Origin of the sequence: Stutzerimonas azotifigens (genome assembly GCF_013522725.1) — a bacterium.
GTDB classification, from domain to species: domain Bacteria; phylum Pseudomonadota; class Gammaproteobacteria; order Pseudomonadales; family Pseudomonadaceae; genus Stutzerimonas; species Stutzerimonas azotifigens_A.
The window spans coordinates 151205-165672 of record NZ_JAAMRF010000007.1 but is presented as its reverse complement, the minus strand read 5'-3'; the positions used below and the strand labels follow the sequence as shown (position 1 = coordinate 165672).

The following is a 14468-nucleotide window of genomic DNA, read 5'->3' as shown; positions in this document are numbered from 1 at the left end:
GTCAGCCTGCGACTTGCAGCGCGCGGCTGCGCGTTAGATGTCCAGCAGCAGACGAGCCGGGTCTTCCAGCAGGTCCTTCATGGTCACCAGGAATGTCACGGCTTCTTTACCGTCGATCAGGCGGTGGTCGTAGGACAGCGCGAGGTACATCATCGGCAGGATGACGACCTGACCGTTGACGGCCATCGGGCGCTCCTGAATCTTGTGCATACCCAGAATGGCGGTTTGCGGCGGGTTGACGATCGGTGTCGACAGCAGCGAACCGAACACACCACCGTTGGAGATGGTGAAGGTCCCGCCGGTCATGTCTTCCATGGTCAGCTTACCGGCTTTGGCCTTCTTGCCGAAGTCGGAAATCCCGCCTTCGATTTCTGCCAGGCTCATGTGCTCGGCGTTGCGCAGCACCGGTACTACCAGACCACGATCGCTGGAAACGGCAACGCCGATGTCCTGGTAGCCGTGGTAGACGATGTCGCTACCGTCGATCGACGCGTTGACGCCCGGCTGGCGCTTCAGCGCTTCGGTTGCCGCTTTCACGAAGAAGGACATGAAGCCAAGACGCACGCCGTTGTGCTTCTTCTCGAACAGGTCCTTGTACTTGGAACGCAGGTCCATGATCGGCTTCATGTTGACCTCGTTGAACGTGGTCAACATCGCCATCGAGGATTGGGCTTCGACCAGACGCTCGGCCACCTTGGCACGCAGGCGAGTCATCGGCACGCGCTTCTCGACGCGATCACCGGCAGCGAAAATAGGTGCACTGGCAGCCGGAGCGGAAGGCTTCGCGGCAGCGGCCGGTGCGTTCTTCTTGGCTTCGATGGCGGCAACCACGTCTTCCTTGGTGACGCGACCACCTTTGCCGGTGCCTTGAACGCTGTTCGGATCGATGCCGTTTTCTTCGGCGAGCTTGCGAGCGGCGGGAGCGAGGATCTGATCGTCAGCCGATTCGGCGGCAGCGGAAGCCTGAGCGGGCGCGGACGCCGGCGCTGCAGCAGTTGCCGCAGCGGCAGGGGTCGCCGCGGCAGTTGCACCTTCGTTCAGCTTGCCCAGCAGTTCGCCGCTGAGAACCGTATCGCCTTCGTTCTTGACGATTTCAGCCAGTACACCGTCGGCCTCGGCCAGCACTTCCATCACGACCTTGTCGGTTTCGATGTCGACGATCAGCTCGTCACGCTTGACGGCCTCGCCCGGCTTCTTGTGCCAGGTGGCAACGGTACCGTCGGCGACCGACTCTGGAAAGGAAGGGGCTTTGATCTCGATAGCCATTATCAGGAGTCCTATTAATTCGGTTTCTACAGCGGGGCCGCGCCATCGCAGCCCCGCGCACGAAGGTTTAAACGGTGAACGCGTCCTGCAGCAACTTCTCCTGCTGCTCGGCATGCTTTGAGGCATAACCGACGGCAGGCGAGGCAGACGCATCGCGCCCGGCGTACTCGAGGAACAGCTCCTGCTTGAACGCCGTCGCCACGCGCCGCATGTGATGCTGGCTGCAGTACCAGGCGCCCTGGTTCATCGGCTCTTCCTGGCACCAGACGATGTGCTTGAGGTTCTGGTAAGGCGCGAGCACCTCGGCCAGATCGTCTTCCGGGAACGGATACAGCTGCTCGATGCGCACAATGGCGATGTCTTCACGCCCCTCGTTGCGACGCTTGTCCAGCAGATCGTAGTAGACCTTGCCACTGCACAGGATCAAGCGTTCGACCTTCGCCGGATCGAGCGAGTCGATTTCCGGGATCACCGTCTGGAACGAGCCTTCGGTGAGGTCTTCGAGCGTCGAGGTCGCCAGCTTGTGGCGCAGCAACGACTTGGGCGTCAACGCGACCAGCGGCTTGCGCAGCGGACGGATCACCTGACGACGGAGCATGTGGTAGACCTGCGCCGGGGTGGTCGGCACGCAAACCTGAATGTTGTGCTCGGCGCACAGCTGCAGGTAGCGCTCCAGACGTGCGGACGAGTGCTCCGGCCCCTGCCCTTCATAGCCATGCGGCAACAGCATGGTCAGACCGCACAGGCGGCCCCACTTGTGCTCGCCGCTGGTGATGAACTGGTCGATCACCACCTGGGCACCGTTGGCGAAGTCGCCGAACTGCGCTTCCCAGATCACCAGCGCGTTAGGCATGGTGGTGGCGTAGCCGTACTCGAACGCCAGTACCGCCTCTTCGGAAAGGAAGGAGTCGTACAGGTCGAAGCGTGGCTGCCCTTCATAGAGATGCTGTAGCGGGATGTAGGTGCTGCCGTCCTTCTGGTTGTGCAGCGCCGCGTGGCGGTGCGAGAAGGTGCCGCGGCCAACGTCCTGACCTGTGATACGCACGGGATGGCCTTCGAACAACAGAGTTGCGTAGGCCATGGTCTCGGCGTAGCCCCAGTTGATCGGCAGCGCACCGGCGCCCATCTTCTGGCGGTCTTCAAGAATCTTGGAGACCTGACGCTGAACGACGAAGCTTTCTGGCGTCTCCAGCAACTTGCCTGACAGGTCCTGCAGCGTTTTCAGATCGAAACGGGTGTCGTGGCGCGCAGTCCAGGCATGCCCGAGGTAGGGACGCCAATCGACGAACAGTTCCTTGTTGGGCTCCTTGACCAGGCTCTTGACCACGTGCAGACCGTTGTCCAGCGCATCGCGATACTCATCGACCTTGGCCTGGACCTGGCTTGCATCGAGCACGCTGCTCTGGATCAGCGCATCGGCATACAGCTCACGGGTGGTGCGCTGTTTGGTGATCTTCTGATACATCAGGGGCTGGGTACCGCTGGGCTCGTCGGCCTCGTTGTGACCACGACGGCGATAGCACATCAGATCGATGACCACGTCGCGCTTGAACTGCATGCGGTAGTCGACCGCCAGCTGAGTGACGAACAGCACGGCTTCCGGATCATCACCGTTAACGTGCAGGATCGGCGCCTGAATCATCTTCGCGACGTCGGTTGCGTATTCAGTCGAACGCGCATCTTCCTGCTTGTTGGTGGTGAAGCCGACCTGGTTGTTGATCACAATCCGGATGGTGCCACCTGTGCGATACGCACGGGTCTGCGACATCTGGAAGGTTTCCATCACCACGCCCTGCCCGGCCACGGCCGCATCGCCGTGAATGGTGACAGGCAGTACCTTGTCGCCGATCGCATCGGTACGGCGATCCTGGCGAGCTCGAACAGACCCTTCGACCACCGGAGAAACGATCTCCAGGTGGGACGGGTTGAATGCCAGCGCCAGGTGCACTTCGCCACCAGCGGTCATGACATTGGAGGAGAAACCCTGGTGATATTTGACGTCACCGGAGCTCAGGCCTTCGACCTTCTTGCCTTCGAACTCATCGAACAGATCGCGCGGGTTCTTGCCGAAGGTATTGACCAGAACGTTCAGGCGGCCACGGTGGGCCATGCCAATGACGATTTCCTTGGTGCCGTAGGAACCGGAGCGCTGGATGACTTCATCGAGCAGCGGAATCAAGCTTTCGCCGCCTTCCAGGCCGAATCGCTTGGTACCCGGGTACTTGGTGCCCAGATACTTTTCCAGACCTTCCGCGGCGGTCAGACGCTCAAGCAGATGGCTCTTCGCTTCACCGGAAAAGGATGGGCGACCGCGCACGCTTTCGAGACGCTGCTGGAACCAGCTGCGCTGCTCGGAATCGACGATGTGGGTGAATTCCGCACCGATGGTCGAGCAATAGGTTTCCTTCAACGCCTGGTGAATTTCACGCAGGGTCGCTTCGTCCTTGCCGAGGGCCAGATCACCGGTACGGAATACCGTGTCGAGATCCGCGTCGGTGAGGGCGTAATGATTGATCGACAGATCGGCGGGAACGGGACGCTGGGCGAGGCCTAGAGGATCAAGTTGGGCTGCCTGATGACCACGCAGACGATAGGCATGGATCAATCGCAGCACTTCGACCTGTTTCTTCTCGTGCTCGCTGCTGACGCTGCCTGCCGATATCGGCTGGGCACGGTTGCGGTTTTTGGCCAGCAGGACGAAATGATCGCGAATGGTCGAATGCGACACGTCGGTCGCGGCGCCACCATCGGTGGGAAGCTTCTGGAAGTAGGTGCGCCATTCCTCTGGCACAGCGTTGGGATCGTGCAGGTAGAGCTCATAAAGCTCTTCCACATAGGCAGCGTTTCCACCGGATAGGTGGGCACTGTTCCACATGCGCTGCATTACGCTTTCTTGCATGCTTGGTCACCCTCTATAAGGGGACACCACCGGCGTGGAAACCGCAGCATGACTTGCCTGAGTGCTGAGGCAGCGACTCGACCAAGCCACTACGGGCCCCGCAGATAGTCCGGGTACCAGCCCGGATGCCCCTGCTGGTCATCGATTTCAAGGCGAATCCCGAGCTTTTTGAGCCCGGTTTCCGGCTAAAACTACGGCGCCGAGGACATCGGCGCCGCAGGTGTTACATCCACCCCCTGGTGGCTGCCGCGGCAAGACTCGCCACGGCGACCGGAGATGTTATCAAGTACCGCTTTGCAGCAGCATGTTGCGCACGTGACCAATGGCCTTGGTCGGGTTCAACCCTTTCGGACAAACGCTGACGCAGTTCATGATTCCGCGGCAGCGGAAGACACTGAACGGATCGTCCATCGACGCCAGACGCTCTTCGGTGCGGGTGTCGCGGCTATCCGCCAGGAAGCGGTAAGCCTGAAGCAGGGCCGCCGGGCCGAGGAACTTGTCGGGGTTCCACCAGAACGAAGGGCAGCTGGTGGAGCAGCATGCGCACAGGATGCACTCGTACAGGCCATCCAGCTTCTCGCGATCTTCCGGCGTTTGCAGTCGTTCGATAGCAGGAGCCGGGGTATCGTTCATCAGATACGGACGAACTTTTTCATACTGCTTGTAGAAGATGCCCATATCCACGACCAGGTCGCGGATGACAGGCAGCCCAGGCAGGGGACGAACCACCAGCCGGTCGCCCTTGACCACTGCCGACAGCGGCGTGATACAAGCCAGCGCGTTCTTACCGTTGATGTTCATGCCGTCGGAACCGCAGACACCTTCACGGCAGGAACGACGGTAGGAGAAACCCTGATCTTGCTCCTTGATGAGCGCCAGCACATCCAGAACCATCACGTCTTTACCGTCGGTATTGACCTGGAAGTCCTGCATGAACGGTTTTTCGTCCTGATCCGGGTTGTAGCGATAAACGCTAACTTTCAACATATCGGCCACCCTTAATAAGTCCGAACCTTGGGCTCGAATGCCGGAACGGTCTTCGGAGCGAAGTTCACGGCACGCTTGGCTACGCGCTTCTCACCCGGGAAATAGAGGGTGTGGCACAGCCAGTTTTCATCATCACGCTCTTCGAAGTCTTCACGCGCATGGGCACCGCGGGACTCTTTGCGATTTTCCGCAGCGATGGCGGTAGCCTCTGCGACTTCCAGAAGGTTCTGGAGTTCCAGTGCTTCGATACGCGCGGTATTGAAGGATTGGCTCTTGTCGGCAATTTTCACGTTGCTGATGCGCTGACGCAGATCGTCGAGCTGGGAGATACCTTTCTGCATGTACTCGCCAGTGCGGAACACACCGAAGTAGTTCTGCATGCAGCTCTGCAGTTCCTTGCGCAGCGGCGCAACGTCTTCGCCGGTGCTGCGCTCGTTGAGCGAAGCCAGGCGATTGAGCGCGACATCCAGATCGGTCTCGCTGGCGCCACGGTACTCGATGCCTTCCTTCAGCGCCTTTTCCAGGTGCAGACCGGCAGCGCGACCGAAAACCACCAGGTCGAGCAGCGAGTTGCCGCCCAGGCGGTTGGCCCCGTGCACCGACACGCAGGCGACTTCGCCGACTGCGAACAGGCCTTCGATGATGGCATCGTTGCCGCTGGCGTCCTGGGTGATTGCCTGACCATGGATATTGGTGGCGACGCCACCCATCATGTAGTGGCAGGTCGGAACCACAGGAACCGGAGCGGTCACCGGATCCACATGAGCGAATGTCTTGGACAGCTCGCAGATGCCTGGCAGACGGCTATGAAGCACTTCCTCGCCCAGGTGGTCGAGTTTGAGCATCACATGGTCGCCATCCGGACCACAGCCGTTGCCAGCGATGATTTCCTTGACCATTGAGCGCGCGACCACGTCGCGGCCGGCCAGGTCCTTGGCGTTCGGCGCGTAACGCTCCATGAAGCGTTCGCCGTGCTTGTTGATCAGGTAGCCACCCTCGCCGCGGCAGCCTTCGGTGACGAGAACCCCCGCCCCGGCGATACCGGTCGGGTGGAACTGCCACATTTCGATGTCCTGCACCGGCACGCCTGCACGCAGCGCCATGCCGACACCGTCACCGGTATTGATCAGCGCATTGGTGGTCGACGCATAGATGCGGCCCGCGCCACCCGTGGCCAGCACGGTGGCCTTGGAGCGAATGTAGACGGTTTCGCCATTCTCGATGCAGATGGCGATGATACCGACGATAGCGCCGTCCTGGTTCTTCACCAGGTCCACGGCATACCATTCATTGAGGAACGACGTACCGGCTTTGAGGTTCCCCTGATAAAGGGTGTGCAGCAGCGCGTGGCCGGTACGGTCGGCTGCGGCGCAGGTACGGGCAGCCTGACCGCCCTTGCCGAAGTCCTTGGACTGACCGCCGAACGGACGCTGATAGATACGACCCTGCTCGGTACGGGAGAACGGCAGACCCATGTGCTCGAGCTCGAAGACAGCTTCGGGGCCGACGGAACACATGTACTCGATGGCGTCCTGGTCACCGATGTAATCGGAACCTTTGACGGTGTCATACATGTGCCAGCGCCAATCATCGTTCGGATCGGCCGAGGCGATGGCGCAGGTGATGCCGCCCTGCGCAGAAACAGTGTGCGAGCGAGTCGGGAAAACCTTAGTTACTACGGCGGTCTTGTGGCCGGACTGGGCAAGCTGCAATGCTGCGCGCATACCGGCACCGCCGCCGCCCACGATGATGGCGTCGAAGGAAAGCGTACGAATATTAGCCATGAATCAGATACCCCAGAGAATCTGCACGCCCCAGACGAAGAATGTGAACATCGCGATGCCACATACTGCCTGGAACAGAAAACGCACACCGGTCGCCCACTTGCCGATGGCCATCGTGGTCAGGTAGTCGGTGGAGATGGTCCACATACCGACCCACGAGTGCACGCTCAGAGAAACAAGCGCCAGCAAGCTGAAGATGCGCATCCAGTTAGTCGAAAACAGCGCATGCCATTCCGCATAACCGAGGCCCGGGTGAGAAACGAGGTATCCGAGAAGAAACAGGAAATAAGCCGCAAGAACCACTGCCGAAACGCGCTGAGCCATCCAATCATAGAGGCCCGAACGCGACAGGTTGGTGACGTTGGTTACCATATCCACACTCCCGCCAGAACGATCAGCACCGCGGAAACGGCGAGAACAATTTTCGAGCCCAGCTTGCCGCCCTGCAGCGTCTCGCCATGGCCAGTGTCCATGATCAGATGACGGATGCCCGCCACCAGGTGGTACAACAGTGCGGACAGAAGTCCCCAGATCACAAGTTTGGCAAGCGGACTGGCAAGGTAATCCTGAACGCGCCCGAAGCCTTCCTCGGAAGACAGGGAGGTGTCCAGCGCAAGCAGCAGTATGGCGATACCAAGGAACAGGATCACACCGGATACACGATGAAGAATCGACGTGTAGGCAGTGATGGGGAGTTTGATAGTCCTAAGATCGAGGTTTACAGGTCTTTGGCTTTTCACGGCGTTTTTCACACTTGAGAGCCCCAAAAGACGCAGGGCAAAGTTGTTGGGATGAGCACTGGAATGTGCCCGCTACCCACGAGTGACAACCTGCAGTTATCGGCTGGCAAGGCCCCTGCCGGTCGGTCGCCGAGTATAAACAGTTAGGTGGCTAATGACAATGTGGTGAAGTGCCACCAAACGCTCATTGCAGCGCCTATATAAATGTCGTAAACAGCTGACTACAGACACAAAAAGGGCGCCATGAAGCCGTCTGCGCAGAGGCTTCTCTCAAATTGACTTTGAGATTTATCTCACTATAGTGATGCGGGCCCTGCGTGGGGGGTTTCTGATGATTCCAAGCATAAGACAGGAGGCCATACATGGCTGACAAAAAAGCGCAGTTGATCATCGAGGGCGCAGCCCCCGTCGAACTGCCCGTTTTATCCGGCACCGTAGGGCCTGATGTAATCGACGTTCGAGGCCTGACCTCCACGGGTCAGTTCACCTTCGATCCAGGCTTCATGTCGACCGCCTCTTGCGAGTCCAAGATCACCTATATTGATGGTGACAAGGGCGTGCTCCTCCATCGCGGCTACCCCATCGAGCAGCTCGCCGAGAAGTCCGACTATCTCGAGACCTGCTACCTGCTGCTCAATGGCGAACTTCCCAGCGCAGAAGAAAAAGCCGCCTTTGTCAGCACCATCAAGAACCACACCATGGTTCATGAGCAACTGAAGACCTTCTTCAACGGCTTCCGTCGCGATGCACATCCAATGGCCATCATGTGCGGCGTGATCGGTGCGCTGTCGGCCTTCTATCACGACTCGCTCGACATCAATAATCCGCAGCACCGTGAAGTTTCCGCGATGCGCCTGATCGCCAAGATGCCGACCATCGCCGCCATGACGTACAAGTACTCCATGGGTCAGCCGATGATGTATCCGCGTAACGACCTGAACTACGCGGAAAACTTCCTGCACATGATGTTCAACACGCCGTGCGAGATCAAACCGATCAGCCCGACGCTGGCCAAGGCGATGGACCGGATCTTCATCCTCCATGCCGACCATGAGCAGAACGCCTCGACATCCACCGTCCGCCTGGCCGGCTCGTCGGGTGCCAACCCGTTCGCCTGCATCGCGGCCGGCATCGCCGCGCTCTGGGGCCCTGCCCACGGCGGGGCCAACGAAGCCGTGCTGACCATGCTCGACGAGATCGGCGACGTCTCGAACATCGAGAAGTTCGTGGCCAAGGCCAAGGACAAGGACGACCCCTTCAAGCTCATGGGCTTCGGTCACCGCGTCTACAAGAACTTCGACCCGCGCGCCAAGGTCATGAAGCAGACCTGCGACGAGGTCCTGGCGGAGCTGGGCATCAACGATCCCCAGCTGGAACTGGCGATGAAGCTTGAGGAAATCGCGCGCAACGACCCCTATTTCGTCGAGCGCAATCTCTATCCGAACGTCGACTTCTATTCGGGCATCATCCTCAAGGCGATCGGCATTCCGACCAGCATGTTCACCGTGATCTTCGCCCTGGCACGCACCGTGGGCTGGATCTCCCACTGGAAGGAAATGCTCTCCGGCCCTTACAAGATCGGCCGTCCTCGCCAGCTCTACACCGGGCACCCTCAGCGCGACATGCCACGCTAAGCCTCGCCCGCCTGGGAGGGTTACAGCTTTCCAGGTTGCTTCCTCGAACGCCCGATGCATTGCATCGGGCGTTCGCATTTTCAGAGCCTGGCGAAATGCTCCCAGGTTCCGCCAGCCGTCGTAGCCACGCTCATCGAATGCCGAGCCTGCATGGCACGCGAACCTCGTTGCGGTGCGGGCATCTTCCAACGCATAAAAGAAAGCCCCGCCGAAGCGGGGCTTTTTCTTCACAGCCGACCGCTAGATACGGCTACCGCTTTGCGCCAGATCTTGCAGTTCGCGGCTGGCGACCACGTACATCGCGTAGTCGACATCGCCCGAGCTGCGCAGCTCTCCGAGGATCGCCCTCCAGCGGTCGACCAGCGCCGGACGCTGCTCGAGCCACAGCGCCACGCGGGCATCGAACTCCTCGGGACCATCCGGCATGCGCAATACCGAGACGGTAATGCTGCGCTGCTGATTGTCCAAGTCGTCACGGAAGCCCTCGCGCGCCAGCGCCTGCCAGTTGTTGCGTACCGGCAGATTGGTCAGCTGGTGCATGTACCAGGACAGCTCGAGCGCACCGCCCACCGAGAAATAGGCCGACGCGACATTCTCCAGGGTTTCGCCGGTGACCTCGGCCGCCTCGATGATCGGCAACAGTGTGTAAAGGTGACTGGTGCCTGCGACCATACGCGCCAGTTCCTCCGGCACACCCGCTTCGACGTACTGACCATAGCGCGCCTGCCACAGCTCGTGGGGTGGACCTTCGAGCAGTTCGTCCAGGCGCATCGACAGCGCCTCGACCCGAGGGCCGAAGTGCTGCACGTCGCGTGCGGCATCGAGCTCGTCGCGGCGATTGCGCAGGAACCAGCGTGTGGCACGCCGCCCCAGCCGCGTCAGCTCGTTCATCAGCGTGAGCTGCAGCTGCGCAGGCACCTGATGGTCGAGCGCCTCGATCTGCTGCCACCAATGCGGCAGGCGGAACACGTCGCGCACGACGATATAGGCGCTGGCCACAGCCGCCTGGCTCATACCGGTAGCGGACTTCAGACGATGGGCGAACGTGACGCCCATGTTGTTCACCAGATCGTTGGCGATCTGCGTAGCGACGATTTCGCGCTTGAGGCGATGGCGGTACATGGCCTCGCCGAAGCGTTCGGCCAGAAGCGGCGGGAACGCCGTTTCCATCTCGCGAGCGAAATAGGCATCGTCTGGCACGCTGGACTTGAGCAGCGCGTTTTTCAGGTCGATCTTGCTGTAGGAAATCAGTACCGACAGCTCGGCACGCGTCAGCCCCTGACCTTGCGCCGCCCGCTCATCCAGCGCCTCGTCCGACGGCAGGAACTCCAGGTTACGGTCAAGCAAACCGTCGGCTTCCAGCGCTGCAATGAGCCGCTTGTACTCACCGGCCCGCTCATGCGCGTGGTGTTCGGCCTGGGACAGCGCCTGGGTCTGCTTGTAGTTGTCGTGGATGACCAGTTCGGCAACCGAATCGGTCATCTCCACCAGCAGCTGGTTGCGCTGTTTCTCGGTCATATCGCCCGCGCTGACCACTTCGTTGAGGAGGATCTTGATGTTCACCTCATGGTCGGAGCAATTGACCCCACCGGCGTTGTCGATGAAGTCGGTGTTGCTGGCACCGCCGTGCAAACCGTACTCGACGCGGCCCAACTGAGTCATGCCGAGGTTGCCGCCCTCGCCCACCACCTTGGCGCGCAATTCGCTGCCGTTGACGCGCAGCGCATCGTTGGCCTTGTCGCCGACGTCGGCGTGGGTTTCTTCGCTGCTCTTGACGTAGGTGCCGATGCCGCCGTTCCAGAGCAGGTCGACCGGCGCCTTGAGCAGCGCATTGAGCAGCTCGGTGGGGGTCAGCTGATCGGCACTGATCTCGAAGCGCTCCTTCATCTGCGGCGTGATCGCGATGCTCTTGGCAGACCGCGAGAAGACACCGCCGCCTGCGGAGATCAGCGTGGCGTCATAATCGGTCCACGACGAACGCGGCAGGTCGAACAAGCGTTGACGCTCCAGAAAGCTGCGCGCAGCGTCCGGATTCGGATCGATGAAGATGTGCAAGTGGTTGAACGCAGCGACCAGCTGCAGCGTGCTGGACAACAGCATGCCGTTGCCGAACACGTCGCCCGCCATGTCGCCGATTCCAATTACCGTCACCGGGTCGGTCTGTACGTTGATGCCGCGCTCGCGGAAATGCCGCTGCACCGAGACCCAGGCACCCTTGGCGGTGATGCCCATCTTCTTGTGGTCGTAACCGGCCGAACCGCCGGAAGCGAAGGCGTCGCCAAGCCAGAAGTCGTATTCGGCGGCAATGCCGTTGGCGATGTCGGAAAACGTGGCAGTACCCTTGTCCGCAGCGACGACCAGATAGGGGTCGTCCTCGTCATAACGCAGCACGTTGGCCGGCGGCACCACGACCCCCTCCTTGAGGTTGTCGGTGATGTCCAATAGCCCGCTGATGAAGATGCGATAGCAGGCGATGGCCTCGGCCTGAATTTCATCCCGCGAGCCAGTTGTCGGCAGGCGACGCGGAACGAATCCGCCCTTGGCTCCACCGGGAACGATGACGGCGTTCTTGACCTGCTGCGCCTTGACCAGGCCCAGCACTTCGGTGCGGTAGTCCTCCTCTCGATCGGACCAGCGCAGACCACCGCGTGCGACCTTGCCGCCACGCAGATGCACGCCTTCGACCCGAGGCGAGTAGACGAAGATTTCGAACTTCGGTGCTGGCCGCGGCATTTCCGGAATCGCACGTGGATCGAACTTGAAGCTGATGTAGCTCTTGCCTTTGCCGTCGACATCCGGCTGATAGAAATTGGTGCGCAGCGTGGCTTTGATCAACGCCAGGTATCGGCGCAGGATGCGGTCCTCGTTGAGCACGGCGACATCGTCGAGCGCGGTCAGAATGGCCTGTTCGAGGCGCTGCTGCTTGTCTGCCAGATCGCCCTCGCCGAGCTTGCGTGCCAAGTAGAAGCGCATCTTGAACAGCCGCACCAGCTCTCGGGTGACCGTGGTGTGATTGAGCAACGCGCTGGCGATGTAGCCCAGGTCGAAGCCAATGCGGATCTGCTTGAGGTAGCGCGCATAGGCTCGCAGCAGCGCCACTTCGCGCCAAGTCAGGCCAGCACTCAGGATCAGCCGGTTGAACCCGTCGTTCTCGGCCAGCCCGTTGCTGATGTTGATGAAGGCATCCTGCAGCGGCTCGTTGATTTCCAGCAGGTCGATCTCGAGCCCTTCGGCATAGGTGAAGGCGAAATCGTGAATCCAGTACTCGCGACCGTTACGGTGACGCAGCCGGTACGGGAATTCGCCGAGCACGCGCAGCCCGAGGTTTTCCAAGATCGGCAGCATGTCCGACAGCGCCAGCGGGTTGTCGATGCGGTAGATCTTGCAGTGCAGGCGATCTTCCACCGCCGTAATCGGCTGGTAGAAGCTCATCACCAGGGGGCGCTCATCGCTCAGGCTGAGCACGTGCTGCATGTCGACGGCAGCGGAGTTGGGCGTGAAGCGCTCCTGGTAGCCGGCCGGGAAGCCCTTCGGAAAGTCGGCCAGCAGCATGGTGCCCTGGGCTTCGCCGAACCGCTCGACAACCAGGCTGGTGTACTCGTCCTGCCAGGTACGGCAGGCCTGGATGACTTCCTGCTCCAGCCGCGCGGTATCGATGTTGAGCGGCTGCGAGGGGTCGATGCGCAGGATGAACTGCACCCGCGTCAGCACTGACTCGGAGAAATAGGTCCAGAACTCGCAGTCGCTCGCCTTGAGCCGGTCCATCAGGACCTGCTGGATACGCAGGCGCGTTTCGGTGGAGTAGCTGAAACGCGGCACATAGACCAGGCAGTAGCAGAAGCGCCCATAGGGATCGGTGCGCAGGAACAGCCGCAGCTTGTTGCGCTCCTGGATCTGCACGATGGCGATGGCGGTATCGAACAGCTCGTCGATCGGCGTCTGGAACAGTTCATCGCGCGGAAGCACTTCGAGCACCTGGGCCAGCTCCTTGGCCAGGTGAGCCGAGTGATCGAAGCCGGCACGACGCACGATGACCTCGACCTTACGCCTTATATAGGGAATGTGACGCACGCTCTGGGTATAGACCGCCGAGGTGAACAGGCCCATGAAGCGGCATTCCCTGACCACCCGCCCCTGCTCGTCCATCTGCCGGATCGAGACGAAGTCGGGATAGGCCGGACGATGCACTCGGCTGGGGATGGCCGCCTTGGCGAACGACAGCAGCAGCGGCTCGTTCAGGTACGCTACCGCCTTTGGTTCGATATGCAGGTCGGTCTCGGCCAGGCCTGTGCGAAGACGCTTGGACAGCCCCAGCAGCGAGCCTTCGTCATAGACCAGGCGCCCGCCGTCTTCGCGGGGCTCGACGGTGAACTCCTCATAACCGAGGAAGGTAAAGTTGTTGTCCACCAGCCAGTCGAGGAACGCCTTGATCTCGGCCAGCTCTACGCCCTCCACCTGCAGCGAACTGGCGTCCACCTGCTGCTGCAGCTCCGCGGCCTTGGCCTTCATGGCGGCGAAATCGCCTACGGCGAGACGGACATCGGCCAGCACGCTGAGCAGCGCCTGCTCCAGTTCGCGCAGCGCGGCGGCACCGGCGCAGCGGTCGATCTCGATAAAAATGACCGACTCGGCATGACAACCGGTGCTATCGGCGCCCTTGGGTATGACTTCCTGGAGAACGCCTTCGCCATCGCGGCGCACCTTCAGCACGCTGTTCTGCAGGGTGTGGATGCTGAACCCGCGACGGGTCAACTCCATACGTACGGAGTCGACCAGAAACGGCATGTCCGGATGCAGGACCTCGACCACCGTGTGGGTAGATTGCCAGCCGTGCTTCTCGTAGTCGGGGTTGAAGACGCTGACTTCGGGGGTCGCCGGGTCGAAGCGCTCGAGCAGTCGCCAGGTCGCCAGGGTCGATCCGACCAGGTCGGTCATGCGGCGCTCGGTGAGTTCAGAGAGGGAAGTGATACCGAAGAACTGTTCGGCGAAGAGCCCTACTTGTGGCAGTAGCTCCTCACCTACATGCTGCGCCAGTGCCGCTTGCAGTTGGTGCTGAAAGTCGGCTTTGCTGGCCGCTGTAAAGAACGCCATTGATCAACTCCGTTTGGCTTGGTGAAAGAGGTCCCCGGTAGTGACTGACCCCACAGGACGATGGTTC

At 60.8% G+C, this 14468-nt stretch carries 8 protein-coding genes; 1 reads left to right on the top strand and 7 read right to left on the bottom strand.

All coding sequences use genetic code 11. The features are described from left to right. Window positions 1-33: 33 nt before the first annotated feature. From odhB to sdhC, 6 genes are all read right to left on the bottom strand, one after another. Window positions 34-1266, bottom strand: coding sequence for a 2-oxoglutarate dehydrogenase complex dihydrolipoyllysine-residue succinyltransferase (gene odhB / locus G7026_RS14660; protein ID WP_181071655.1), 1233 nt, complete (start codon window positions 1264-1266; stop codon window positions 34-36). A gap of 67 nt (window positions 1267-1333) precedes the next feature. Further along, the gene (locus G7026_RS14655) at window positions 1334-4165 is read right to left on the bottom strand and encodes a 2-oxoglutarate dehydrogenase E1 component (RefSeq protein WP_181071654.1); all 2832 of its coding nucleotides are present in this window, start codon (window positions 4163-4165) and stop codon (window positions 1334-1336) included. A gap of 282 nt (window positions 4166-4447) precedes the next feature. Beyond that, the gene (locus tag G7026_RS14650) at window positions 4448-5152 is read right to left on the bottom strand and encodes a succinate dehydrogenase iron-sulfur subunit (RefSeq protein ID WP_181071653.1); all 705 of its coding nucleotides are present in this window, start codon (window positions 5150-5152) and stop codon (window positions 4448-4450) included. 11 nt (window positions 5153-5163) lie between these two features. Further along, the gene (sdhA, locus tag G7026_RS14645; RefSeq protein ID WP_181071652.1) at window positions 5164-6936 is read right to left on the bottom strand and encodes a succinate dehydrogenase flavoprotein subunit; all 1773 of its coding nucleotides are present in this window, start codon (window positions 6934-6936) and stop codon (window positions 5164-5166) included. Between the two features lie 3 nt (window positions 6937-6939). After that, a complete protein-coding gene (gene sdhD / locus G7026_RS14640) occupies window positions 6940-7308 on the bottom strand; it encodes a succinate dehydrogenase, hydrophobic membrane anchor protein (protein ID WP_181071651.1) in 369 nt (122 codons plus the stop codon). Beyond that, window positions 7302-7688, bottom strand: a complete 387-nt coding sequence (gene sdhC, locus G7026_RS14635) for a succinate dehydrogenase, cytochrome b556 subunit (protein WP_174236501.1) — start codon at window positions 7686-7688, stop codon at window positions 7302-7304. The genes sdhD and sdhC overlap by 7 nt, the downstream gene beginning before the upstream one ends. A 350-nt stretch (window positions 7689-8038) precedes the next feature. Between sdhC and gltA the strand changes: the two genes are divergently transcribed. Beyond that, window positions 8039-9310: a citrate synthase gene (gene gltA / locus G7026_RS14630; protein ID WP_181071649.1), complete on the top strand. Its 1272-nt coding sequence runs from the start codon at window positions 8039-8041 to the stop codon at window positions 9308-9310. A 240-nt stretch (window positions 9311-9550) separates the two neighbouring features. Here gltA and G7026_RS14625 read toward each other — a convergent pair whose 3' ends face one another. Beyond that, window positions 9551-14401, bottom strand: coding sequence for an NAD-glutamate dehydrogenase (locus G7026_RS14625; protein WP_181071648.1), 4851 nt, complete (start codon window positions 14399-14401; stop codon window positions 9551-9553). Window positions 14402-14468 lie beyond the last annotated feature (67 nt).

Excerpts from the sequence above, each read along its gene's own strand:
- sdhD (WP_181071651.1), bottom strand. The coding sequence starts at position 7,308 with ATGGTAACCAACGTCACCAACCTGTCGCGTTCGGGCCTCTATGATTGG.
- sdhA (WP_181071652.1), bottom strand. The coding sequence starts at position 6,936 with ATGGCTAATATTCGTACGCTTTCCTTCGACGCCATCATCGTGGGCGGC.
- G7026_RS14655 (WP_181071654.1), bottom strand. The coding sequence starts at position 4,165 with ATGCAAGAAAGCGTAATGCAGCGCATGTGGAACAGTGCCCACCTATCC.
- G7026_RS14650 (WP_181071653.1), bottom strand. The coding sequence starts at position 5,152 with ATGTTGAAAGTTAGCGTTTATCGCTACAACCCGGATCAGGACGAAAAA.
- G7026_RS14625 (WP_181071648.1), bottom strand. The coding sequence starts at position 14,401 with ATGGCGTTCTTTACAGCGGCCAGCAAAGCCGACTTTCAGCACCAACTG.
- odhB (WP_181071655.1), bottom strand. The coding sequence starts at position 1,266 with ATGGCTATCGAGATCAAAGCCCCTTCCTTTCCAGAGTCGGTCGCCGAC.
- gltA (WP_181071649.1), top strand. The coding sequence starts at position 8,039 with ATGGCTGACAAAAAAGCGCAGTTGATCATCGAGGGCGCAGCCCCCGTC.